Source organism: Paenibacillus polymyxa (assembly GCF_015710975.1).
Classification (GTDB): domain Bacteria; phylum Bacillota; class Bacilli; order Paenibacillales; family Paenibacillaceae; genus Paenibacillus; species Paenibacillus polymyxa.
Genome location: NZ_CP049783.1, coordinates 2,309,276 through 2,332,225, shown reverse-complemented (window position 1 = coordinate 2,332,225; position 22,950 = coordinate 2,309,276). Strand labels below are relative to the sequence as shown.

Genomic DNA, 22,950 nt, shown 5'->3' with positions numbered 1-22,950 from the left:
GTAATTGAAAATTATACTGAATTGAGGAGAAATTCATCATGAATCGCAGTTGGATTTACGTTTTTGTTGGAGGCCTGATTGAGGTCGTATGGGTATCAGGCTTGAAGCATGCAGATTCTGTACTCACCTGGGCTGTAACTGTGCTGGCTGTGGTGGCCAGCTTTTATTTAATCATGAAGGCTGCAAAGCGTCTGCCTGTAGGCACGGTGTATGCTGTATTTACCGGACTGGGGACAGGGGGAACCGTCGTAGGCGAAATGCTGCTTTTCGGGGAACCGTTTCAATGGTCCAAAACGCTGCTAATCGCCCTTTTGCTAGCAGGTGTGATCGGCTTGAAGTTAGTTACCGATCGTGATGCTCAGGAAGGGAGTGGTGCATAATGGCTTGGATTGCATTGGTTATCGCGGGCTGCTCGGAAGTGCTTGGAGTCATCGGCATGAAGGGAGTTACGGTCGGTAAAGGGTGGAAGGCTTTAGCACTTATGATTTTATCCTTTATTCTTAGCTTCTCTCTGCTCAGCTTCGCCATGAAAAGTTTGCCGATGGGAACTTCTTATGCCGTATGGACAGGCATTGGAACCGTCGGCAGTACGATTACAGGCATGTTCTTGTATGGTGAGCAAAAAAGCGTACTGCGTGTTTTATTCATCGCCATGATTCTTGCCGCAGCATTGGGCTTAAAGCTGATTTCTTAAAGGAGTGATGCCTTGTGATTACCACTGTAACGCTTAACGCAGCAGTGGATAAAATCTACACGGTTGCAGGCTTTGGACTGAATGCCGTCCACCGCATTGAAGGGGGCTTAACGGTACCAGGCGGCAAGGGCGTGAATGCAGCTCGTGTCATTCGCACGCTAGGTCAGCCTGTACGGGCGACCGGATTTGTAGCTGGACATACCGGACGGCTGCTCATCGACGGGTTGAGCACGGAGGGCGTAAGCGCCGATTTCATCGAAACGGCATACGGGGAAACCCGTCTCGCCATAACCGTGCTCGACCCGGCTACTCGCACGCAGACCGAGCTGATTGAGAGCGGCCCGACCGTTGGGCCGCTTGAACTAGCCGCGCTGCGGCGCAAAATCGCGACCCTTGCCGAGGATTCGGCTTGGGTCGTTCTCTCTGGCAGCCTGCCACCCGGCTGCCCGCCCGATCTGTACGCCGAGCTGTGCACGCTGGCAAAGGAACGCGGCGCGCGCGTGGCGCTGGACGCGAGCGGCGAGGCGCTGCGCTTGGGGCTGCGCGGGAAGCCCGACCTCGTGAAGCCTAACGAGGACGAGGCCGCCCGCTTCGCGGGGATCGACGCCACGCGCCCAGATGCCGCTGAAGCGGCGGCATTACAGCTGCTGGAAGCCGGAGCGCAGCTGGCCGTCATCTCTCTCGGCGCACGCGGGGCACTAGCGGTAACGCGCGATGCACGCTACCGCGTAAGCCTGCCGGACGCGGACATTGTCAGCGCGCTCGGCAGCGGTGACGCCATGGTCGCCGGGCTAGTTAGCGGCGCGGTGGCGGGGCTGGAGCTCCCTGCCATGCTACGGCAGGGAGCGGCCTGCGGCACGGCGGCTGCTCTGCACGCCATGGCCGGCAAGATCGAGCTTCAGGACGTGGAACGTCTGAAGCAAGGAATTACGGTGACGCTGGTGTAATTCAGCGTCACTTTTTTTATTTCATCCAATCATTCGCTTAATTTAATGTTACGAATAACAGCTTTCTGAATGATTTATGTTCCAAATATGCGTTGCCGGATGACTTACAACAAAACCCTGTTTTCCAGTATATTTTTCATACAAATATGCGATTTGGAAGGCCCCAGCTTGACTAGTGAATCCTGAAACTCTGCAATTTCCTCTACAGACGCGCTTTGTACCTTAATGAGATAATTAAATTCCCCGCTGATGCGAAACAAATCGGTAACCTCCTTCGCCTCCTTACAAAAATCAATCAGCTCTTGGCAATGTTCTGTCTTTATCAGAATAAACGTAGTTGTCCCCCGATCCAGTTCCCGTAAATTAAATACAGCATTATATCCAGAAATAATCCCTCGTTCTTCAAGCTTGGTCATTCTTTCTTTAACGGACGGTTGTGACATCGAAATTTCTTTGCTGATTTGGGAAATCGTTATTCGCGCATCATGCTGTAACAATTTCATGATTTTGTAGTCTATCTCGTCTATGTGATGCTGCATATCAAGTACCTCCTGATTTGGATTTAAAAAGTAACGTTTTTCATCTAAAATATCTTCGGTTTCATAACCAATATAGTATAAAAAACTTATTTTAAATATATATGTAGCACATAATTATTCATATAATAAGGTTTACTTACATATAAGGAGGATCTGAAATGAGTGTGAAGGGACTAGCTCATGTGGCCATCCAAGCCCGTGATCATCAAGCAACCATTGCATTTTATACCGAAGTACTGGGATTTAAAAGAGGACATCACTGGAGTCTTCCATCCTTTCGGATTCAAGAAGTTTCCATGCTGATTTCACCTGACCAAAGAACCTGTCTCGAAATCTTTGATAACGATGCCGTCATTCCTGCCCAAGGGAAAAAGGCTGCATCCGAGGAGGATATTGCTCATGGGGCTTTATTACACCTCGCATTTTACGTAGACAATGTGGATGAAATATACCAAAAAGCCCTTGTCCACGGAGCAAGAACCTTTGTCGAACCCAATCAGCTTACACTTGGCGAACCTCCTTTAGTAGTCACCAATGCATTAGTCCACAGCCCTAATGGTGAGGTTATCGAATTTATCGAGGATGTTGATTTTGACATGTCCCAATCGAGCAAGAAGTAGTCCGCACAGCTATTAAAAAGATCCACTTCCCGGGGAAGCGGATCTTTTTTTATACTCCATTCATCTCCACCTTATTCTCTATGGAAAAATTAAACTATTCCTAAGTATTTCCGATATATTGTTTATCGCTTGTTTAAAGGAGTAGATTATCATTTCAATTGACTTCAATGTGTACTGGTTTCATTTTAGCTCCGATCTGCTCATGCCGTTGTTCAGCTTGATCGGTCTGCTGCTCATCTATTTCGGATTCAGAACGATCCGTCGCCACCGTTATCGTAAACGCCACTGGGTCCGTACCAAAGGGCAAATCGTTGACGCGCATATCGAAGTAGACATAGATGTCGTTCCCTTTGACCGTGATGATCCGGTAGATACCAGCTACACCCGCCGATTAAAGGTACGCTTCTATACCGCTTCAGGTGAAGTCGTGGAATTCTGGAATCCTTATAGTACCAATCTCAGCCTCAACCGGGTTGGCAGCAAGATTAAGGTACTATACAATCCGGCCAACCCTCGGGACGCCCGAATTGCTGGCGGTGTAAATGGTGCAGGCTGTCTGGCCTTTATGTTGTTTTTGATCGGTGTCCCCTTTGCTTTGAGCGGTGTATTCGCTTTATTGAAATTTTTCTTCTAACAAGGCTTGGTTCACATACTAGTCATAAAAGTTATCGCCATATAAATGGCCAGACCCAAAATAATCAGTGCCGATATTTTGTTGAGCATAGTACCAAACTTTCCTTCTGAATCCATACGTCCTACAAGCCGGCCCGCCGTTGCCAGACCCACAAACCATATCCACGATACTGACACGGCAGCCAGACCGAAGGCCCAACGTTCCCCGCCGTTATATTGAAGGGAGCTGGTTCCAATTACACCAACCGTGTCAAGTATGGCATGTGGATTCAGTAGCGATACCGAGGCAGCAAAAATCATCTGGCGTTTCGGCAGCATCGGCTGGCTTTCTCCCGAGGAAGCAGCCTTGGACCTCCAAAGAGTCCAAGCCATATACAGCAAAAACAAACAGCCCGCCGCATAAAGCACATTCGTGAGCCATAGAAATTGCTGCAAAACAAGGGATACACCCCCAACGGCAAGCGTGATCAGAATGGTGTCACAGATACCCGCTGTAATGACCGCAGGCAAGGTATTGCGAAACCGCGACTGGGACGCCCCCTGATTAAACACAAATACATTTTGTACCCCTAAAGGCAAAATCAATCCCAATGCCAATAAAACGGCATGAATAATAGCTTCCAGCATGTTATGTACTCCCCCTAAAACATGATATATCTTTTCACTCATCTTCCACTATTTCTTCTATCCTTAGGTGAAAGCATTGTTCTGAATTCCTTATTTTTCTAGGTTTTCTCTATTCTCTGTTTTTTGCATGGACGGTACGTGTTGTATACCCTCCAATTGTTTCGCGATAAGCTGGTAATCCTGTGGATAGTTCATGTTAAACACAGCTTGCTTCCACATGTCTAAGCTCGCTCCCGGCCATTCGCCAGCTTTCTCATAACGAACATTCAAGGAGTTCAGCCAGTCGATCAGACGAAGCCGGCCACTCCGTAGGCATTGCTCAGCAGAAGGCAGCACACTTCGATGATATAGCCCCAGCAACGGATGTATACGTCCATCCACAGATGCAATTATCGCCTGTAATTCTAGTTGTGTTGACTGAGGCAATAAGCCTTTTCCACAAAATGTTTTTTGCTCTCTTTGGACCTGTTGCTTCCTTTTTTCATTAGCTATCTCTTGCGCAGCTTCCCAGTTTGTTGCGTGTGCAAGTAAAGCATGGAATATCTCTTGTTGCACAAGAGGCATATCGCAGGCTACTACGACCCCCCATTCTGTTTTGGAAGCAGAAAGTCCTGCATGGATACCGCTCAAAGGACCCAAGCCTGGATATAGATCTTCCGTTGTTTCCAGCCCAAGTGCCCTATACTGTTGTGAATCCCGAGTCACTACAATAACTCTTCCCGCGACTTTCTCTAGCTCAGCAACTATCCTCTCCAGTACCGTAACTCCTCCGAACTTGAGCAGTGCTTTGTCCTGTCCCATTCTGCTAGAGCGTCCACCCGCCACAATAATTCCAGTCACCTCCACCACCATCGCACCTCCTTTTTTCTAAAAAACTATCTTGAAACAGCGATAGCTCTAATCATAGCATTTATTATAAAGCATAAAAAAACGGCGATCCCCACGGACCGCCAAAAAAGAGTACTTATTCGTCTAATTTATTGTTCTTTAGTTTGTAAATTTAATCAGTTGCAAAAACCGTTTTAATATCGAAGTTGCTTCTACCCGTGTTGCATGTTGTTTGGGAGCAAGCAGGTCTGGAGACACGCCCTTAATTAACCCTTGCTCTGTAGCCTGCGCCATAGCCTGTTGGGCCCAAGGAGAAACAGTAGAAGAATCGTTGTAAACCTCTTTATATTCCTCACTAGAAGGAATGGTATTTAAAGTCTGAACGTAATCTACAGCCTTTTCAGCAATGACCGCAATTTCCTCGCGAGTAATCACCTTTTCTGGTCCAAATGACTGATTCCCGTAACCTCGGATCAGACCTGCATCTATCGCAGCTCCAACACTACCAGCATACCAGGCATCTTCTTTTATATCTGTAAAGTGTTTAGGTAATGGCTTTTCCTGCATACCCAATCCACGGACAAGCAGTGCCACAAATTCAGCTCTTGTTATAGCCCGATTTGGCTCAAAAATATCAGGCTGAACACCTTTGACAATTAGCTTGTTTGCCATCATTTCCACATCTTTTTGCGCCCAATGATTCTCCAGATCCTTAAATTTTTTGTCTGCTAAGACTACAGCATAAATACTGTTATGATTGGATTTGATGATTGCCTCCGTTTGTCCATTTACATTTCGGACCAATACGGGAACAGACGATAAAGCACCTGTCTTAGGATCGAACCATACAGCCACTACATGCTCAGGATCAACTTGAAGCCCCAGAATCAATTTCCGCTCCACGTAATTCCCGAAAAATTCAGTGATCTCTTGATTTCCAGCCATAAGCTTAAAGTCAACCGGATTCACCAAAACATCCGTTAGCCCTGTATCAGCAATAGCTTGTCTTACTTGTGTCCCGTTTTCGTCTGTTAACGACGAAATTTTGACTGTCAGGCTTTCTTCTGGATATAACGAAACCAATTTATCGATCAGTTCAGTAGAAAGAGTAAACTGAGCTACATCTGTCCGTATGCTTATCGGCAGATTTGTGTTTTCTTTCTTGTATTGTTTTAAAAAGGCGGAAGGTATACTCACTTTTGCTGCTTTACTATAGCCTGAAGCATCAACCACCAGTTCTTTCTGGTCAACATTTGTAACATTCAGAGCTTGACTAGCGACTTCATCATTCAAACCAATAAGCTGAATAGTACTACTCTTATCGGATGCTGTTTTAACGTCTGTTAATACGGCATCCGTCTTGGTCTCTGTTTGGGAAGCAGCAGACAAAGTATCCTGATCAGACGTTTCTTTATCCTTAGAACGATGTGAGTGGTCATCCCCTGTACGGAATGTCCATTCCTGTGGAGTGTGCGCTCCCGCATACGGATTCATTGCCATATCTGTCAGTGCTCCAGAGGTGATTTCCACATAATAAGGCTTCCCTTCTTCCAGTCCACCCGATAGCATAAAGTACGCCACCTTCTCTTGACCTGACACCTCATATGTCCGGTTCCAGTCCCCTCCGCCAGATATTCGCAACTCACGGACCACGGCTCCTCCCGAAGCTTCATGCAGCCGTATATACCCATGGTCCCATCTTACTGACTCATTAAACTCCATGCTAAAGTACGCTTTTCCTAGACTCACACCACTTAAATAAAGGCCTTCTGGTGACTTCGATACCAGCTTCGGCGCCGTCTCATCTGCGGTCACGAAGTTCCACATGCTCTTGTCCCATACCCCGTTCGATCCCTGGCCTCCACGATCTACAAACATGCCTGAGCTGACTTCTACATAATACCGAGTATTGTCTGCCAGCGGATGGTCCAGTTGCATCCACACGTCGTGACCACTGATATGTACCGTACCTCCTGCAACTGTTCCTCCGCTGACGTCAATCCGTCCAACCTCGGTTCCATCCCACTGGTGCACGGTGAGATGACCTGCACCCAGTTGCATATCTTCGCTGAAGATCATGTCCAGAGTCGGCGTCAACTCCTGACCGCTTCCCTGCGGATACAGTTGTGTATAATATGGCTTCATATCCCCCGTACGGAACGTCCATTCCTGTGGAGTGTGCACTCCCGCATACGGATTCATTGCCATATCTGTCAGTGCTCCAGAGGTGATTTCCACATAATAAGGCTTCCCTTCTTCCAGTCCACCCGATAGCATAAAGTACGCCACCTTCTCTTGACCTGACACCTCATATGTCCGGTTCCAGTCCCCTCCGCCAGATATTCGCAACTCACGGACCACGGCTCCTCCCGAAGCTTCATGCAGCCGTATATACCCATGGTCCCATCTTACTGACTCATTAAACTCCATGCTAAAGTACGCTTTTCCTAGACTCACACCACTTAAATAAAGGCCTTCTGGTGACTTCGATACCAGCTTCGGCGCCGTCTCATCTGCGGTCACGAAGTTCCACATGCTCTTGTCCCATACCCCGTTCGATCCCTGGCCTCCACGATCTACAAACATGCCTGAGCTGACTTCTACATAGTACCGAGTATTGTCGGCTAGCGGATGGTCCAGTTGCATCCACACGTCGTGACCACTGATATGTACCGTACCTCCTGCAACTGTTCCTCCGCTGACGTCAATCCGTCCAACCTCGGTTCCATCCCACTGGTGCACGGTGAGATGACCTGTGCCCAGTTGCATATCTTCGCTGAAGATCATGTCCAGAGTCGGCGTCAACTCCTGACCGCTTCCCTGCGGATACAGTTGTGTATAATATGGCTTCATATCCCCCGTACGGAACGTCCATTCCTGTGGAGTGTGCACTCCCGCATACGGATTCATTTCCATATCTGCCAGTGCTCCAGAGGTGATTTCCACATAATAAGGCTTCCCTTCTTCCAGTCCACCCGATAGCATAAAGTACGCCACCTTCTCTTGACCTGACACCTCATATGTCCGGTTCCAGTCCCCTCCGCCAGATATTCGCAACTCACGGACCACGGCTCCTCCCGAAGCTTCATGCAGCCGTATATACCCATGGTCCCATCTTACTGACTCATTAAACTCCATGCTAAAGTACGCTTTTCCTAGACTCACACCACTTAAATAAAGGCCTTCTGGTGACTTCGATACCAGCTTCGGCGCCGTCTCATCTGCGGTCACGAAGTTCCACATGCTCTTGTCCCATACCCCGTTCGATCCCTGGCCTCCACGATCTACAAACATGCCTGAGCTGACTTCTACATAGTACCGAGTATTGTCGGCTAGCGGATGGTCCAGTTGCATCCACACGTCGTGACCACTGATATGTACCGTACCTCCTGCAACTGTTCCTCCGCTGACGTCAATCCGCCCAACTTCGGTTCCATCCCACTGCTGTACGGTGAGATGGCCTGTGCCCAGTTCTACATCCTTACTGAACAACATGGACAGATTGACAGACAGGGAAACCCCACTTTCGAGCTGTGGAGATAGCCAGGTATACTGAGGAGGTTCTTCCATTTTCGCCTGCATGTAGACAGATGAAGCCACACTTAGAGGAGAGCCACCTGTGGAAAATGTATCCGCTACATCTGTATTTTCTTTGATTTCACTGCTGGGGCTTTCCGCTGCAAACGTTGACAACATATAAGGATTAGCTAGATTAAATACCTGTGTGGTTAATACACTTGCCTTGATCATTCTGTTTAAACGTTTCATATTTCTTTTTTTCTCGCTCATAATATACTCCCTTTATTTCAGGATTTCTGCCGTGGTAATCGATACCTTAGATCTGTACTGTATAAACCGTACATAAAACGAACACTGAACCTACCCTTCATGTCACTAGGCTAACGAATAAGGCTTATGAAGCCTATTCGTTCACATAAGTAAAAACAAGGCGGTAAAACTCATGAATCTCGTTCTTGATTTTCATATAGTCCTGCTGACATTTCCATATGAAGTCCCCGAAGTATAGTAGAATTTGCTCCCCTCTGATCAGAGGATTTCTACTATTCTGGATGGCGTCCATTTTGTTGTATAAAAACTCATACCTCATACGATGGCGAGGTAGAATGAATATCTTGAAGAAATCATTTTTCAATAATGTAGAAAAAAGGTCATCAAACTGCCCGAAGGACACATTTAGCATATGGGCCTGTTTCAGACTGAGTTTATTTTTGATACCCAGCAAAACATGATGAATCTGTTCCATAATGTCTAGATAAACCTCTTCATCCCGCTGGTGCTCTTCAATACGTGACTTCAGAAACAAGAGATCGTATTCCGAACTACTGCTAGTTTGCAGCCACGAATCATCAGTCGAACCTTTTAAATGAGCCTGGATTACTTCTTCCAGTTTTCGGAAAGATGTCCCCTTAATAACAGCACCCTCATGTGTTGTGTTAATAAATTCAATACCTCTCGCCATATTGATGTAAAATTCCATTTCCGTTTTCATTTTTATAAAAGACTGATTTGTGACAACCTGTTCGCCATGGACCCCCTCAACAAACGGTGAATTGACACCAACCGGAATTCCTGGGGAATTGGTAATTCCCTCAGCATAATATTGCTCGCCCCGATAAGCTAAGTTTTGACCTACCAACACAATAGGGTCTGCTTTCATCCGGATCATACATTGAAGCGCAATGACAGCTACAGAAGGAGCGTCGTTAATAATCGTTGGCTTATTTCCCTCAGATGTGCGCAATACATGCTTGGAGAGTTCATCCTGAGAGATGATGATATGCATAAGACGCCCTGGATAGTCATCGAGTGTGTGTTTACCGACTGTACTGCCGAAAATGAGGGGTATAGAATCAATTTGCTTGTCGATCACTTTCTGAATTACATTTACGTTGTATTCATTAGGGTCATAACTAAATGTTCCGTGCGGATAAATGCCATGCTCCACCAGCGTGTTCACTGCTGAACCTACTGTAAACAGGTATGCAAGATTATTCTCCCGAATGTAGCGAAGGTGCTCAATTTCGTCGTTAAGCGAAGGGCCAGCAGAAACAATCAAGACGGGCTTGCCCGCAATAAACTCTGAGCCGGCTTGTAGAAAGTCAGAACTATGTAAAATAAAGGGGAAATTGTGCATACTGTTTAGCGCCCACTTTTTCTCGTAAACATGGTTGATAGCCATTTTGTCCTTCTTGTTAGAGACCATTCTGTACAATGTTTCATTAAACTTCTTCAGATTCGCAGTAAATAAGGCGCGATACGGGAGCCACGGAATAACTAGCACTCCAGATACACGGTCAATTAACCTGTGCAATGTTGCAATCGTCTCCCCAGTAATTGCTCCTACCATAACTTCTTCAATTTTCTTACCAGCAAGCCAATCTTCCTCATTCAAATGCTGTAAAAAAATGTCCATCACGCCAGTGTTCGGCTCGACGATGGAGAAGCTAGTATTTGGGTGTATGCGCAGAAATTCGCGAATATGATACCCTAGTCCTATCCCAAAAAAGATCACGTGCGCTTGAGGTTCCACTTCTTTAAAACCAGATACAAACAACTCTGCTTCCCGCGCAGGCTGATCAGGATCATGCAAGTAATATGAACGTCCCTCACGAGTCGTTACTATGTTAGGCTTGTTGCTTTCAGATGTCAGCAACTCATACCCTTCTTCTGCCTGAAGCAAATGAAGCCGAGGAAAACGACGATACAAGGAGTTGTCTCTACGATGCTGTGATGCCATTTTTCAATCCTTTCCACCCAATATTTCACAAAACCAAACAATATATAGGCCAGATAATTAACCCCCATATATCACCAAATAGGAATAGCATTCTGATTTTATGTAATATCTGCGACAATCTATTTTTATTTAGAAAAAATAATCCTAAATTCACCTGATTATGGATTAAATATCGGTTATTCACTATGTAAACTTTAGGTCTTAAGAACCTCTTTACAAATAAAAACTTTGTAACCAACAAAACATCAGTTTGTACCAACAATATATAGACTCCAACGCCGCAATTCATCTGTATGTCGTGTTCTAGAACCACAAAAATAAAAGCTAGCAATATAAAGAAAAAATTATTAATTCATTTAAATCAATATCAAATTAGTATAATCAAATAATTATTACATAATTGTAATTTTATTGGTTTGTTAACCCTTTCAACACATGATACATTGGAATAAAGAACATTCCCACAGATCGACATCGGTGCGTAGTTCTCTATCGGGCTAAGAAAGGAATGGCTTGTCTTGCAAAAGAGAGAAATTCAAGAGACTCCCCTATATTCCCTAAAGCTATATAACTTTTTTCTATATGGAGCTATGGTCATTTTCTCCAGCTTCTTTCCGTTGTATCTACAAGATATCGGCATGGACAAGCTGGAAATCGGGAGTCTGATGGCCATCGGGCCTTTTGTATCTGTATTCGCGAATCCTTTCTGGGGATATACAAGCGACCGCAGCCGAAATCTCCGACGTATCCTATTATTTATGATTATAGGTACACTGTTACTGCTCCAAGCTTTATTTCATGTTCACACGTATGTCATGATTTATGTGTCGATGATTGGCTTTTACTTTTTTCAAAGCCCGTTATTTGCCCAAAGCAATACCCTGATTCTCAGTTATATTGAGGGCACGGACCGGAAATTTGGTTCATTTCGCATATGGGGTTCCTTCGGTTGGGCTGTGACTGCGGCAGTTGCCGGCATCGTTGTTGACCACACAGGAGTATCCAGTATATCGACTATCTTTACGATACTTCTTCTGGCTGCATTGATCTGCACTTTGGCAATTCCACCACTGAAAAGCACTGTGGAGACGGCAACCATTCATTTGCGTGGCTTTGGCAGTATTATATTAAACGGATATTTCATATCCTTCATTTTGTTAGGCATCCTTGTATCAATTCCTAATTCAATCAACGGCGCCTTTATGTCCTTATACATCACCGAACTGGGTGGGTCCAAGCTGATGCTTGGTTTTGCCGTTTTTATGTCATCGGTATTCGAAATTATTGTCTTTTTACTGTTTGATCGCTTCTTGAGGAAAAAAATGACCGTGATGGTCGGCTGTTTGGCACTCGTCAGTTTGCTGTTTGCCTTACGTTGGGAACTCATGGCGCTGGCTACAGACCCGATCCAGATTGTGTTCATTCAGGCACTTCATTGTGTCACCTTCGGTGGATATTTCTATGTAGGCACCCAGTTAACCGTCCTGTTCACTCCTGCAGCATACCGATCATCCGGACAGGCCGTATATACCTTGACTTGGAGTGGTATATCCGGTATCGTAGCAGGTTTTGCTGGCGGTTGGCTATTCCAGAACTTCGGCGGTGAAATGATGTACCATGCAGGTGTCTTCTTCGCCCTGCTGGGCTCTGCGGGATTCGCTATCATGTGGTATATGCTGTACAAGAACGGTTACCAGCCAGGACATGGCGGCGAGCACAAACCAGGCGAGCATAAACCAATAGAAGAAGCACCACAACGACAATAGAGTGTCTTCAAGTCAATGGACATGTTCTGAAGAACGGTTGTGCGTAAAATAAAGGAGTCTGCCGTTGGCAGACTCCTTTTTCACTTGGTCGCATGAAGCAACCATCCGTCCCACTGTTTCCAACGTCTTATTGCTTAGGCAATTGGAAAGAGCTTTTCAATGATACCACACGGTTAAATACAGGCTCACCCGGTTTGGAAAGCTTGGGATCTACACTGAAATAACCATGACGGAAAAATTGGAACTTGTCCTGCGATTGTGCTTCTTTCATATTCCGCTCCACATAGCCATGAGCAATTTCCAAAGAGTTCGGATTTAATTGATCAAGGAATGTTTTTTCCGATCCATCCTCTTCCAGCACCTCTGGTTCCTCTGCGTTAATCAATGGCTCATACAAACGGAATTCAGCCGGAACAGCCTGAGTAGCCTCAACCCAATGGATTGTACCTTTCACTTTACGTCCCGTAAAGCCCGATCCACTCTTGGTTTCTATATCATAGGTACAGTGAATCTCCGTTACATGGCCGTCCGCATCCTTAATGACATCGTTGCATTTAATGAAGTAAGCATGTTTGAGACGCACCTCATTACCAGGGAACAAACGGAAGTATTTGCTCGGCGGATTCTCCATGAAATCCTCACGCTCAATATAAATCTCACGAGAAAACGGAATTTGGCGTGTTCCAAGCTCCGGATTTTCTGTATTGTTCTCCGCCTCCAGCATTTCCACTTGTCCTTCAGGATAGTTCGTAATGACCACCTTCAACGGATCTATAACTGCCATCGTACGAGGAGCCTTAAGCTTCAAATCCTCACGTGCAAAATGCTCCAACACCTGCAAATCAATGACTCCGTAGGCTTTGGAAATGCCTGTCTCATATACGAAGCTGCGAATGGCCTCTGGCGTATAGCCACGACGACGCAAACCGGAAATGGTCGGCATCCGCGGATCATCCCAACCGTCTACGTGTTTTTCATCAACCAGGAGCTTGAGCTTACGTTTGCTGGTTACCGTTTGAGCTAGATTTAGCCGTCCAAATTCGTATTGATGAGGTACGTTTTCCATCTCGCATTCAGCTACAACCCAATCGTACAGTGGGCGCTGATCTTCGAACTCCAGCGAGCACAGCGAATGCGTTACGCCCTCAATTGCATCTTCCAGCGGATGAGCATAGGAATACATCGGATAGATGCACCAGGTATCGCCTGTATTGTGATGGGCCGTGTGTGAAATGCGGTAAATAACTGGGTCACGCAAATTGATGTTTGGCGAAGCCATATCAATCTTGGCACGCAGCACCTTTTCACCATTCTGGTATTTGCCTGCACGCATCTCTTCAAACAGTTTCAGATTGTCTTCCACACTGCGATCCCGATAGGGGCTGTTTTGTCCCGGTTCTGTCAGTGTTCCGCGCGTTTCACGGATTTGGTCCGCACTTTGGTCATCTACGTAGGCTTTCCCCTTTTGGATCAGCAGGATAGCACGCTTGTACATCTCTTCAAAGTAATTGGAAGCAAAATGTTTTTCTTCCCATTCATAACCAAGCCACTTCACGTCCTCCTGAATGGAGTTCACGTATTCCGTGTCTTCCTTCGCCGGATTGGTATCATCAAAACGCAGGTTGGTGCGTCCTCCGAATTCATCTCCCAACGAGAAATTGATCCAGATGGCTTTAGCATGTCCAATATGCAAATATCCGTTGGGTTCAGGTGGAAAGCGTGTAACAACCTCCTTGACCTTACCCGTACGTAAATCCTCTTCAATAACATTTTTAATAAAATTGGGGGGAGTAATCGGCTTCTCCACACTAATCAACCTTTCTTCCGTATAATCTGTATACAACCTGTTCCCTTAAATATACCCTTTCACACCGCATAACTCAATAAAATGAAAATCGGGATGCTCTCTTCAGCAAAAAAAGATGCAAGTTATGAAAAAGAGTTAACATTTTCGGCAAATAAATTCGTTATAGTGTATATATCTTTTATTTTACCGGAAAAGGAGACCCACCCGTGTTTAAGCTGTTGATCGTCATCCTGCTGTCTATGCTGCTGTCCTCTTCCGTTATGACTACCGATCATCCTTCTTCAAGCATGGTGACCGAAACTGCATTATCTCATCCGCTGGCCAGCGCGCCAGAAGACTCATCTGTCCGCTTATATGCCGTGAGCCCGTCTCAGGGGCTCTTTCATTTAGCCGTACTGGAAATCGGCCAGCAGCACCGCACATTCCAGTGGTCGGGCTCGGCGGATATTTCCACCGCACCACAGTTATTTTACAGAGATATAAACGAAGACGGGATCCGTGAAGCCGTTGTTATTCTCACGCGTGCCTCGGGAACGGGTGTGGAATTGCAGGAGTTGCATATTGTTAACGTACAGACAATGGAGGAATATGCCATTGAATCAGCGGCAAATGCTATATCCCAGCGAGTACATAGCTCCGTGGAGCTACGTGACCACAACCGCCAGGTGCATATCGCTGTTATGATTGACGGTACTACACACACGATGGACCCCAAAGCGTCTGTATTTTACGATGATCCAGCCCAGTTTACAAAGCATCTCGATTTTAGCTCTGTTGTAATGTATGACGCCGAGCAATTCCCACTCCATGCCACTGTATCCGGTAGCGTATCGCCAAGCGAATTTGTAGGGGATTTGGATCTGAAATATGTATACGAGCAGGGACGGTTCCGGGTGGGACCTATAAAATTTGAAGCTTCCTCTCCCTTTTGACGACTCTCGCAGAATAAGGTAGCATGGGATTAAATGCTAGACTGGCTGGTTTAGCGATTTTCCGAGTGAAAGAGGGGATTAATCATGTTTACATATGCGTTGGACGAACGCACAGTCCTTCGGCCGCTCACCAAGGAGCATGTGCAGCCTCTGTTTGAGCTGATCGAAATGTCCCGTGACCGTCTGCGTCAATGGCTTCCATGGGTAGACTCCACCACGGAAATCAGCCATACAGAGCAGTTCGTGCAAGGCGCCTTGAAACAAGCCGCAGAGAACGGTAGCCTGACCGCTGGAATTTGGATAGACAACGAGCTTGCTGGTATCATCAGCTACCATGAGATCAATTGGGCTCACCGTTCGGTTAGCATCGGATACTGGCTTGGGCACGGTTACGAAGGACAGGGTCTCATGACCAGTGCCTGCCGCGTATTCGTCGAATATGCGTTGATGGAGTTGGACTTGCATCGGGTCGAAATCCGTTGTGCAACGACAAACCGCCGCAGCCGCGGTATTCCAGAACGCCTGGGCTTTGTGCTCGAAGGCATTGTACGCGAAGCAGAGTTGCTGCCAGATGGCTATATGAACCACGCAGTGTATGGTATGCTCCAGAATGAATGGAAGCAACTTCGATAGCCTTGTACTGCACAACAACGCCGCAGGCCTGATCAGGTCTGCGGCGTTGTTGATTATGAGCTGGACATTACAACCGAATGTTGCTGCCTGTCTGTATCCTCCGGTCTATTTTAAGAAATAGGCCATTAGAACATCATCCACAAATTGGCCTGCGATATAAAACTCCTCATGCAGCCGCCCTTCAATTGCAAAACCACATTTTTCATAAAACATAAGGGCTTCCGTGTTACAGGACAGTACACGCAAACTTAACTTGCGGATGCCCTCCGCAGCTGCAATCTCCTTCATGGAGTTCATGAGCGCCGTCCCAATACCTTTGCGATGATAGTCTGGACGCACAGCTATATTTATTTCGAGCACATGACAATTACTAGCCAACAGCGTTGGAGGACGAAATCCAATATACCCGCAGAGCACTTCCTGTTCGATGGCAACCAGTTGAGAGCCTGGAGGCGTATTGCGCAGAAACTCTCCGCGCGACTTCCATGACAGCGAAGCAGGAGCCGTGCGTTCATTCCATACCAATTCATCCAGCGCAATCAGATCAGGAGCATCCTTCATCTCCGAATGACGTATCGTCAAGGGTTGACTTGTAAACAATTCCTTTCAATCCTTCCTGTGAAGGCTTTCCTGAAGCAATAACTGCAACCATTCGTCACTTATTGTACCATAATCGCAGCTCATTACTGAACTTTTATTAGGACTTAAGAACTGGGAACGTCCACCTTGGAGGAAGTGTCAAAATCACCCATATTGTGACGGTAACGATTCAACCAGCTATGCAGGACGAAAAATAGAATCGACAACACCGCTACGCCCGCTGCCAGCCAAAGTGTAGGAGGTAACCCACCGCCATCATACAACTTCCCCATAAAATAAGGTCCCATCACCCGTCCGGCTGCACCAATGCCCCCACAAGTCCAATGTAAAAGGGGGCGCCCCGACCTCCATGATCAGACAGGAATGCTGGAACCGCAGGTGCAATCAGCATTTCTCCCAGAGTCGCCAGTACCATAGCGAATATCATCCCAGTATAGTTCTGTGTGCCCAGTATGACAATATAAGCTGCCAAATAAAATCCTCCAGCCCATGTCATTTGCGCAGAAGCGTGATGAGCGTACAGCCGTTTGATCCAGAAAATAATAGGTTGTGCGGCAAAAATGAGAATACCATTCAACGTCCATAATAATCCATACATCGTTTTAGGCAAGCCCTGTTCAATAATATGGGGAGAGACTCCCGTATTCCAGATCGAATTGCCGAACCATAAAAAAAGCGAGCCTAACCCCACAAAGAGATACAGCCTGGTATCACGAAACAGCAACCGAGCGGGTATTTCTTCTTTTTTCATCACAGACTTGCTGAGCTGGACTTCTCCCTCTTCCCGATCTACCCTGCTTAGATAAGACCAGAAGAATCCAGCAAATACCGCAGAAGTCACCCCGTTCATCACAAAGCTGAGCTGATAGGAAAGGTCGGCCAGAACGCCGCTCAGTCCCGTTCCGAGTGCCACCCCAATATTGTTCGCGACATAAATGATATTAAACAGCTCTCCACGTCGGTCAGCAAAACGAAAACCTACAAAGGCCTGAATCGCAGGCACAGATACCACATTAAAAAAGCCGATAAAGCCCATCATGATGACAAAAGCCACCCAATGACCACTGGTAAATGGAAGCGAGAGAAGTCCCAACGCATTCATGGCCAGTGAGCCGACAATCAGTTGCTTGGCTCCAATACGATGATAAAGGGCTCCGCCCAGCACTTGACCAAAAATTCCGCCTAAAGACTGCACTAAAATTGCAATCCCCGCATCTTCCATACTACGGTTCAGTTCGTCAAATACATACATGCTAACGAGCGGCCACATGAGGGAACTTCCGGCGGAATTAATCAGGCTGGCAATGAGAAATACTTTTACTTCTTTCGGATAAGACTCCAACCATTTCATATGTTTTGCTTCTCCTTTTGCACCTGGCGCCATGAAAGGCAGTTTCTCATTGGCGCTTCACATTCACCACTGTTGAGAAAAAAGTAGCCCCCTGCCCCATATCCGACAGCCGGTCAGAGGTTAACGCATTGGCGCGCTGTCTGCGTCCTTTGCCTTTCCACCATAATCCTTGGCTAATCACCGTGCCGGGCAGCATCAGATCGGTGACCTTGGCTTTCAATTCATACATTCCCCTGTCATTCCAGACGGTAACCGGATCACCATCTGCGATGTCTCTTGCCTGAGCATCCTCCGGGTGAATTTGCAGCAAGGGCTCCCGTTCCAAGCGCTGATGTTTGGGCAAATTAGCAAATGTAGAATTCAAAAAATTATGGTTTGGCGGTGAAACAAACATCAATGGAAAACGATCATCCGCTTGCGGCCGATGCTCTCCGTCATACCCTTCGACCAGCGGTACATAGGAGGGCAATGCAGGCAGACCTGCTTGTTTCATCTTTTCCGAATACAACTCTATCTTGCCTGAAGGCGTAGTTAAACGCTCCAAATAAGTAGCCTTTGGCGTCATATCGAGCTTTACAAAAGGCGACTTTGTTAAGGCATCCAAGGTTACACCATTGAGATAAGGGTTCGTTGGATTATCAAGCGCGCCTGCGATCATATCCTCTTCACTTTCCGTAAAGACAGCTTCATCAAAGCCCATTGCCTGTCCGAGCAGGCTAAATAGCTCATAATTGCTTTTGCTTTCCCCTAGCGGATCAATAACAGGCTTCTGCATCTGGATATAGTGGTGCCAGTACGATTTGTATAGATCTGTTCCTTCAAAAGAAGACGCAGCAGGTAGCACAATATCTGCATAGCAGGCCGTATCGGTAAGGAACAGGTCATGAACAACCGTAAACAGATCCTCTCGTTCAAATCCCTCCGTTACCCGTTGCGAATCGGGTGCTACAACTACTGGATTACTACAATATACGAATAACGCCTTAATCGGCTGTTCCTTTTGTAGCAGCGCCTCTCCAATCCGGTTCATGTTGATCACCCGGGCATCCGGGTTCTGTCGCAGATCAGGACGCTCCAGATGGGCGCTGTTAATCTTGGCATAAGCGCCATTGGAGCGCGACGCTCCTCCGCCGTGCTTCAACCATTGTCCAGTGAGTGCAGGCAAGCATGTAACTGCGCGTACGTTCATACCGCCATTATCATGGTGCTGAAGCCCATTTCCAATATTGATATAGGCCGCTCGCGCCTTTCCGTACATTTCCGCCAAACGGATAATATCCTCTTTCGGCACGCCGGTAATCCGCGAAACCCGCTCTGGTGTATAGGTCTTAACATGCTCGCGCAGTTCCTCGTGACCTACAGTATAGCGATGTAAAAATTCGTCGTCTGTCAGTCCCTGATCAAACAGTACATGCATAACCCCCAGCGCAAGCGCCGTATCCGTACCCGGATATAATGGAATGAACCAATCCGCCCATTGCGCCGTCCGGTTGCGATGAACATCAATTACGACCACCTTAGCACCTTTTTTACGTGCTTTCTCAGCCAATACGACCTGATGCATGTTGGTGCTTATGACATTTCCACCCCATACAATAATGAGCTCTGCATCTTCTGTATCCTCCGGGCTCGTGCCGCCCTTAAACCCCATAACGGATGCCCAGCCTTCATTCCCAGCCACGCTACAAATCGTCTGATCCAGCTGGCTTGAACCCAGTGCATTGAAAAAGCGACGATCCATTCCATCCACACTCAATACGCCCATATTGCCATAAAAGCTGTAGGGGAGTATGGATTCCGGTCCATCCGTACGTATCAGCTCCTTGAACCGACCTGTAATGGTATCGACCGCTTCCTCCCAGCTAATTCGTTCAAATTTCCCTTCCCCTTTGGCACCTACACGCTTCAACGGATAAAGCACCCGATCCGGATCATATACGCGCTCGGTCATATTGCGGACTTTGTTGCATATAGCCCCTTTGGTAATGGGATGATCCGGATTACCAGTCACCTTGACTATCTTTCCATCTTCCTTGTAAAGCAGGAGCCCACACGTATCCGGGCAATCCAACGGGCATACAGCCGGAAAAATACCATTCTGCTGCTCCGTCATCCGCTGTCCTCTTTGTAGATTTTGTTGAAGTGTGGCCTCAAGAGGCGCGCTATTGCGATGATCCATGGCTAAATGCTCCTTTCCGTTACCGTTTCCAAAAATTACACTGTTCTTATCATATCTACAGCTTTGGCCTATGGCAAGAGAAGGATTTTACCACACAGCAGTTCTCCAAAATATAAAAAAATCCGCCTGCTGCATAGAGCAAAATGGATTTTAAAAAGTATAATTATTTTTTTATCATTCTGTTTCATCATTACATACCCAGGGTAAAAGAGATCAAGGCATTATGGACGAGAGCACACTCATCCTCCATGCCAAATCATGGACCACTCCCAAAAAAATCCGCCATGACAGGTTTCGTTCCCCCGGGCCTGTCATGGCGGATTTGCTTTGTTTATTGCTTCATAAAGTAACGTGATTATGCATGATCACTCAACGGCTTGGATGTAACTGAAGAAGTAGTTTGAGATTCATTCACGGAATGTGTGTTGGCTTGAGTTTTTTTCAGATAGGCCAGCCAGTAGGCTCCAGCCACAAACAGACTGCCTCCTACCAAATTCCCCAACCAGACCGGAATAAAATTCATAACATACTCTGCCCACGAAAAATGACCTGCAAATATAGCCGCCGGAATGAGAAACATATTGGCAACAACGTGCTGGAATCCAATAGCAACAAAGGCCATGGTCGGGAACCAAATTCCCATAATTTTGCCGCCGATAGAGTCTGTGCTATATGCCATCCATACAGCCAGTGCTACGAGCCAGTTACATCCTATACCTGATATAAAAGACTGCAAAAAGCTTTCATGCAGCTTATGTCCTGCCATATCCACCACTTTATCCAGGTAAGGACCCGTTTCGGTCAAGCCTAGAACATGCCCAAAGAAAAACGCAACAAATAATGCACCTGCAAAATTACTGAGCGTAATAATTGCCAAATTACGAAGCATGGCTCCTGTCTTAATTCGTCCTGCCCATCTCGCCAAAGGGACTGCCATCATATTGCCGGTCAGCAATTCCCCACCAGCTATCAAAACTAACACCAGACCTACAGGGAACACCGCAGCTCCAATAAAGGTAGCAATGCTTCCCCATTCTTTAGGTGCACTTGCAATAACGCGTATATCCAGCAAAAACCCGAGTGCAATAAATGCACCTGCCAAAAATCCCAATACCACCGCCACAGTCCACGGGTTGTTCGCCTTGGCCACTCCTGTTTCCACCGTCTTTTCGGCAATTTGCCCCGGTTTATAGCTTGCCATCTGCCCCCGCTCCTTTAATATCTTTTAAACAAAATATTCTTCTTTCATATTTTATTTAAAATCAGTGATTTTGTTTGTGAAAAAAATCACTTTCTCAGCTATAAAAAAAACAGCCCTCGAAAAAGGACTGTCTTTCTATTTTATTACATCTACTGCTACTGCGCTGCTATGCGCTTTACATTTAATTATATTCTTCCTTTTCAACGGCTTTCAAGAACCAAAGTACTCCGCCCAGACCGATGGCTGCGACAACTACAAGAAAAAGGATATAAAACAAACCCATTATCTACTTCTCCCCCTAATCCTTATGCTCTCTATATTGTACTATAAGGATTCATCCGTACGCTTTCAGATTGTTGACAAACTTATGAACAATGTCACAGACAAATCGGATTATACAGTAACTGGGTTCCGTTCGGATATTGTAGGCAATGCCTGCAAACCTGCCGCGTTCAGGAAATTCCAAGGCTTGTTATAGTGCGGCTGGAAGAAGAAATCGACAAAGGCCAACTGATCAATGGTCATATGATTTTGAATGGCTACAGACAGGGTGTTAATGGATTGCGTCAAATCGACCTTCGACATAATTTGTGCCCCAACAATTCTCCGTGTCTCCTGCTCATATACAACCTTCAGCAACACCTTTTCAGAAGTTGGCATAAACTCAGGACGGTAGCTGTCCTCAATGGTTACAGCTTCTACAGTCATCCCCTCGTCCGTTGCTGCGGCTTCCGTCATTCCTGTTCCCGCAATATTATCTTCGTAAATTTTGATACCCGAGGTTCCTTGTGTTCCCATGTAGGCAATGGTAGGTTGTACCAGATTACGTGCCACCAGCGTACCCATACGAACCGCATTGGTCGCCAATGGGATATAAGCTGTTTTGCCGGTTGGATTATAACGAATTGCACAACTGTCGCCTGCTGCAAACACGTCTGGGCAGCTACTTTGCATATAATTGTCCACAATGATCGCACCGTTAGGCAACATATCTACCTGACCTTTGAGCAGATCCGTTTGAGGTCGGAAACCGATACAGAGTATAACAAGCTCTGTTTCATATTCTCCTTTGGAGGTCACGACCTTACTTACTTTACCGTTAGTCCCCTCAAAACGACTTACTGTCTCGCCAAGTACCAGCTTAATGCCATGTTCTCTCAGGGAATTCTCAATCCGGTCTGTATACTCATGGTCTAAATACTTATTCAATATACGATCAGCACTGTCGATCAGCGTTACGTTCTTACCGTTCATTTGAAAAGCTTCTACCAGCTCAACACCAATGTATCCAGCTCCCACGACAGTAATGTTCTGTACGTGCTGGGCTTTCTCAATGATTTCATTCGAATGATTATAGTTTTTGCAGAGCAAAATATGATCCAGTTCAATGCCTTCCAGCTTCGGAATAATTGGCCACGATCCAGTAGTCACAATCAATTTATCAAATGTATCCGTAAATTCCTCACCGGTTTGGAGATTACGTGCATGCAGCGTCTTGCCCGCTGTATCTACACTCGTTACCTCATGAAGCATCTTGGTCACTACACCCATATCAGCCAGTTGATCTGGGGACGAATAAAACAATCCGTGCGGATCTTTGACGACACCACCTACATACAGTGCAATACCACAAGATAAAAATGAAATATTGTCATTACGCTCATAGACCGTAATTTCGGCATCTGGATAACATTTAGCTGTGTTGACTATGGCTGCCGTACCTGCGTGTGTACATCCGATAACTGCTACTTTCATGTTGAATTCCTCCTTGGTGTGTGGGCATAAAATGTATAATAATTGTGAATACTTTCACTTATATAACTCATTACTTCTTG

Annotated in this window: 18 protein-coding genes and 1 pseudogene; 8 read left to right on the top strand and 11 right to left on the bottom strand. The window is 46.3% G+C overall.

Translation table 11 applies throughout. The features are described 5' to 3' along the window. Nucleotides 1–38: 38 nt before the first annotated feature. From G7035_RS10530 to G7035_RS10520, 3 genes are read left to right on the top strand one after another with little or no spacing between them, the layout of a single operon-like run. The gene (locus G7035_RS10530) at nucleotides 39–380 is read left to right on the top strand and encodes a DMT family transporter (RefSeq protein ID WP_016822861.1); all 342 of its coding nucleotides are present in this window, start codon (nucleotides 39–41) and stop codon (nucleotides 378–380) included. Continuing rightward, nucleotides 380–694, top strand: a complete 315-nt coding sequence (locus G7035_RS10525) for a DMT family transporter (protein ID WP_016822860.1) — start codon at nucleotides 380–382, stop codon at nucleotides 692–694. The genes G7035_RS10530 and G7035_RS10525 overlap by 1 nt, the downstream gene beginning before the upstream one ends. 14 nt (nucleotides 695–708) lie before the next feature. Further along, on the top strand, nucleotides 709–1,641 hold the full coding sequence (locus G7035_RS10520; RefSeq protein WP_019688832.1) for a 1-phosphofructokinase family hexose kinase: 933 nt from the start codon (nucleotides 709–711) through the stop codon (nucleotides 1,639–1,641). A gap of 104 nt (nucleotides 1,642–1,745) precedes the next feature. On the opposite strand, the gene G7035_RS10515 is transcribed toward G7035_RS10520, so the two are convergent. Beyond that, nucleotides 1,746–2,180: an Lrp/AsnC family transcriptional regulator gene (locus G7035_RS10515; protein ID WP_019688833.1), complete on the bottom strand. Its 435-nt coding sequence runs from the start codon at nucleotides 2,178–2,180 to the stop codon at nucleotides 1,746–1,748. A gap of 158 nt (nucleotides 2,181–2,338) precedes the next feature. On the opposite strand from G7035_RS10515, the gene G7035_RS10510 reads away from it, so the two are divergent. Beyond that, nucleotides 2,339–2,800, top strand: a complete 462-nt coding sequence (locus G7035_RS10510) for a VOC family protein (protein ID WP_019688834.1) — start codon at nucleotides 2,339–2,341, stop codon at nucleotides 2,798–2,800. A gap of 169 nt (nucleotides 2,801–2,969) precedes the next feature. Beyond that, on the top strand, nucleotides 2,970–3,434 hold the full coding sequence (locus G7035_RS10505; RefSeq protein WP_016822856.1) for a DUF3592 domain-containing protein: 465 nt from the start codon (nucleotides 2,970–2,972) through the stop codon (nucleotides 3,432–3,434). A gap of 11 nt (nucleotides 3,435–3,445) precedes the next feature. Here G7035_RS10505 and G7035_RS10500 read toward each other — a convergent pair whose 3' ends face one another. From G7035_RS10500 to G7035_RS10485, 4 genes are all read right to left on the bottom strand, one after another. Beyond that, nucleotides 3,446–4,060: a LysE/ArgO family amino acid transporter gene (locus tag G7035_RS10500; RefSeq protein WP_019688835.1), complete on the bottom strand. Its 615-nt coding sequence runs from the start codon at nucleotides 4,058–4,060 to the stop codon at nucleotides 3,446–3,448. A 90-nt stretch (nucleotides 4,061–4,150) separates the two neighbouring features. Continuing rightward, nucleotides 4,151–4,912: a molybdenum cofactor guanylyltransferase gene (mobA, locus tag G7035_RS10495; protein ID WP_019688836.1), complete on the bottom strand. Its 762-nt coding sequence runs from the start codon at nucleotides 4,910–4,912 to the stop codon at nucleotides 4,151–4,153. A 135-nt stretch (nucleotides 4,913–5,047) separates the two neighbouring features. Next, a complete protein-coding gene (locus G7035_RS10490) occupies nucleotides 5,048–8,677 on the bottom strand; it encodes an Ig-like domain-containing protein (protein WP_115293085.1) in 3,630 nt (1,209 codons plus the stop codon). 133 nt (nucleotides 8,678–8,810) lie between these two features. Beyond that, nucleotides 8,811–10,646 (bottom strand): motility associated factor glycosyltransferase family protein, encoded by a 1,836-nt coding sequence (locus G7035_RS10485; protein ID WP_019688838.1) that lies wholly within the window; start codon nucleotides 10,644–10,646, stop codon nucleotides 8,811–8,813. Between the two features lie 518 nt (nucleotides 10,647–11,164). Between G7035_RS10485 and G7035_RS10480 the strand changes: the two genes are divergently transcribed. Continuing rightward, the gene (locus G7035_RS10480; RefSeq protein WP_016822853.1) at nucleotides 11,165–12,412 is read left to right on the top strand and encodes an MFS transporter; all 1,248 of its coding nucleotides are present in this window, start codon (nucleotides 11,165–11,167) and stop codon (nucleotides 12,410–12,412) included. A gap of 127 nt (nucleotides 12,413–12,539) precedes the next feature. Here the strand turns inward: G7035_RS10480 and G7035_RS10475 are convergent, their stop codons facing one another. Then, the gene (locus G7035_RS10475; protein WP_025366028.1) at nucleotides 12,540–14,219 is read right to left on the bottom strand and encodes a glutamine--tRNA ligase/YqeY domain fusion protein; all 1,680 of its coding nucleotides are present in this window, start codon (nucleotides 14,217–14,219) and stop codon (nucleotides 12,540–12,542) included. 206 nt (nucleotides 14,220–14,425) lie between these two features. Between G7035_RS10475 and G7035_RS10470 the strand changes: the two genes are divergently transcribed. Both G7035_RS10470 and G7035_RS10465 read left to right on the top strand, forming a co-directional pair. Continuing rightward, on the top strand, nucleotides 14,426–15,151 hold the full coding sequence (locus tag G7035_RS10470; protein ID WP_019688839.1) for a hypothetical protein: 726 nt from the start codon (nucleotides 14,426–14,428) through the stop codon (nucleotides 15,149–15,151). Nucleotides 15,152–15,235: 84 nt separating this feature from the next. Beyond that, nucleotides 15,236–15,784, top strand: coding sequence for a GNAT family N-acetyltransferase (locus G7035_RS10465; protein WP_013373475.1), 549 nt, complete (start codon nucleotides 15,236–15,238; stop codon nucleotides 15,782–15,784). 105 nt (nucleotides 15,785–15,889) lie between these two features. Here G7035_RS10465 and G7035_RS10460 read toward each other — a convergent pair whose 3' ends face one another. The 5 genes and pseudogenes from G7035_RS10460 to G7035_RS10440 form a co-directional block, all read right to left on the bottom strand. Further along, on the bottom strand, nucleotides 15,890–16,384 hold the full coding sequence (locus G7035_RS10460) for a GNAT family N-acetyltransferase (RefSeq protein WP_016822850.1): 495 nt from the start codon (nucleotides 16,382–16,384) through the stop codon (nucleotides 15,890–15,892). A 104-nt stretch (nucleotides 16,385–16,488) separates the two neighbouring features. After that, nucleotides 16,489–17,735 (bottom strand): annotated as a pseudogene (locus G7035_RS10455) (MFS transporter). 46 nt (nucleotides 17,736–17,781) lie between these two features. Next, complete coding sequence (locus tag G7035_RS10450; protein WP_019688841.1) at nucleotides 17,782–19,914, bottom strand: molybdopterin-containing oxidoreductase family protein; 2,133 nt, start codon at nucleotides 19,912–19,914, stop codon at nucleotides 17,782–17,784. Nucleotides 19,915–20,269: 355 nt separating this feature from the next. Next, nucleotides 20,270–21,115 carry a formate/nitrite transporter family protein gene (locus tag G7035_RS10445; RefSeq protein WP_019688842.1) on the bottom strand — a complete coding sequence of 282 codons (846 nt, stop codon included), beginning with the start codon at nucleotides 21,113–21,115 and terminating at the stop codon, nucleotides 20,270–20,272. 393 nt (nucleotides 21,116–21,508) lie between these two features. Next, the gene (locus tag G7035_RS10440; RefSeq protein ID WP_016822845.1) at nucleotides 21,509–22,870 is read right to left on the bottom strand and encodes an FAD-dependent oxidoreductase; all 1,362 of its coding nucleotides are present in this window, start codon (nucleotides 22,868–22,870) and stop codon (nucleotides 21,509–21,511) included. Nucleotides 22,871–22,950 lie beyond the last annotated feature (80 nt).

What these genes read in the sequence shown, in the direction of transcription:
- G7035_RS10510 (WP_019688834.1), top strand. Translation starts at nt 2,339, where the DNA reads ATGAGTGTGAAGGGACTAGCTCATGTGGCCATCCAAGCCCGTGATCAT.
- G7035_RS10490 (WP_115293085.1), bottom strand. Translation starts at nt 8,677, where the DNA reads ATGAGCGAGAAAAAAAGAAATATGAAACGTTTAAACAGAATGATCAAG.
- G7035_RS10465 (WP_013373475.1), top strand. Translation starts at nt 15,236, where the DNA reads ATGTTTACATATGCGTTGGACGAACGCACAGTCCTTCGGCCGCTCACC.
- G7035_RS10485 (WP_019688838.1), bottom strand. Translation starts at nt 10,646, where the DNA reads ATGGCATCACAGCATCGTAGAGACAACTCCTTGTATCGTCGTTTTCCT.
- mobA (WP_019688836.1), bottom strand. Translation starts at nt 4,912, where the DNA reads ATGGTGGTGGAGGTGACTGGAATTATTGTGGCGGGTGGACGCTCTAGC.
- G7035_RS10500 (WP_019688835.1), bottom strand. Translation starts at nt 4,060, where the DNA reads ATGCTGGAAGCTATTATTCATGCCGTTTTATTGGCATTGGGATTGATT.
- G7035_RS10515 (WP_019688833.1), bottom strand. Translation starts at nt 2,180, where the DNA reads ATGCAGCATCACATAGACGAGATAGACTACAAAATCATGAAATTGTTA.
- G7035_RS10440 (WP_016822845.1), bottom strand. Translation starts at nt 22,870, where the DNA reads ATGAAAGTAGCAGTTATCGGATGTACACACGCAGGTACGGCAGCCATA.
- G7035_RS10530 (WP_016822861.1), top strand. Translation starts at nt 39, where the DNA reads ATGAATCGCAGTTGGATTTACGTTTTTGTTGGAGGCCTGATTGAGGTC.
- G7035_RS10450 (WP_019688841.1), bottom strand. Translation starts at nt 19,914, where the DNA reads ATGGATCATCGCAATAGCGCGCCTCTTGAGGCCACACTTCAACAAAAT.
- G7035_RS10445 (WP_019688842.1), bottom strand. Translation starts at nt 21,115, where the DNA reads ATGGCAAGCTATAAACCGGGGCAAATTGCCGAAAAGACGGTGGAAACA.
- G7035_RS10525 (WP_016822860.1), top strand. Translation starts at nt 380, where the DNA reads ATGGCTTGGATTGCATTGGTTATCGCGGGCTGCTCGGAAGTGCTTGGA.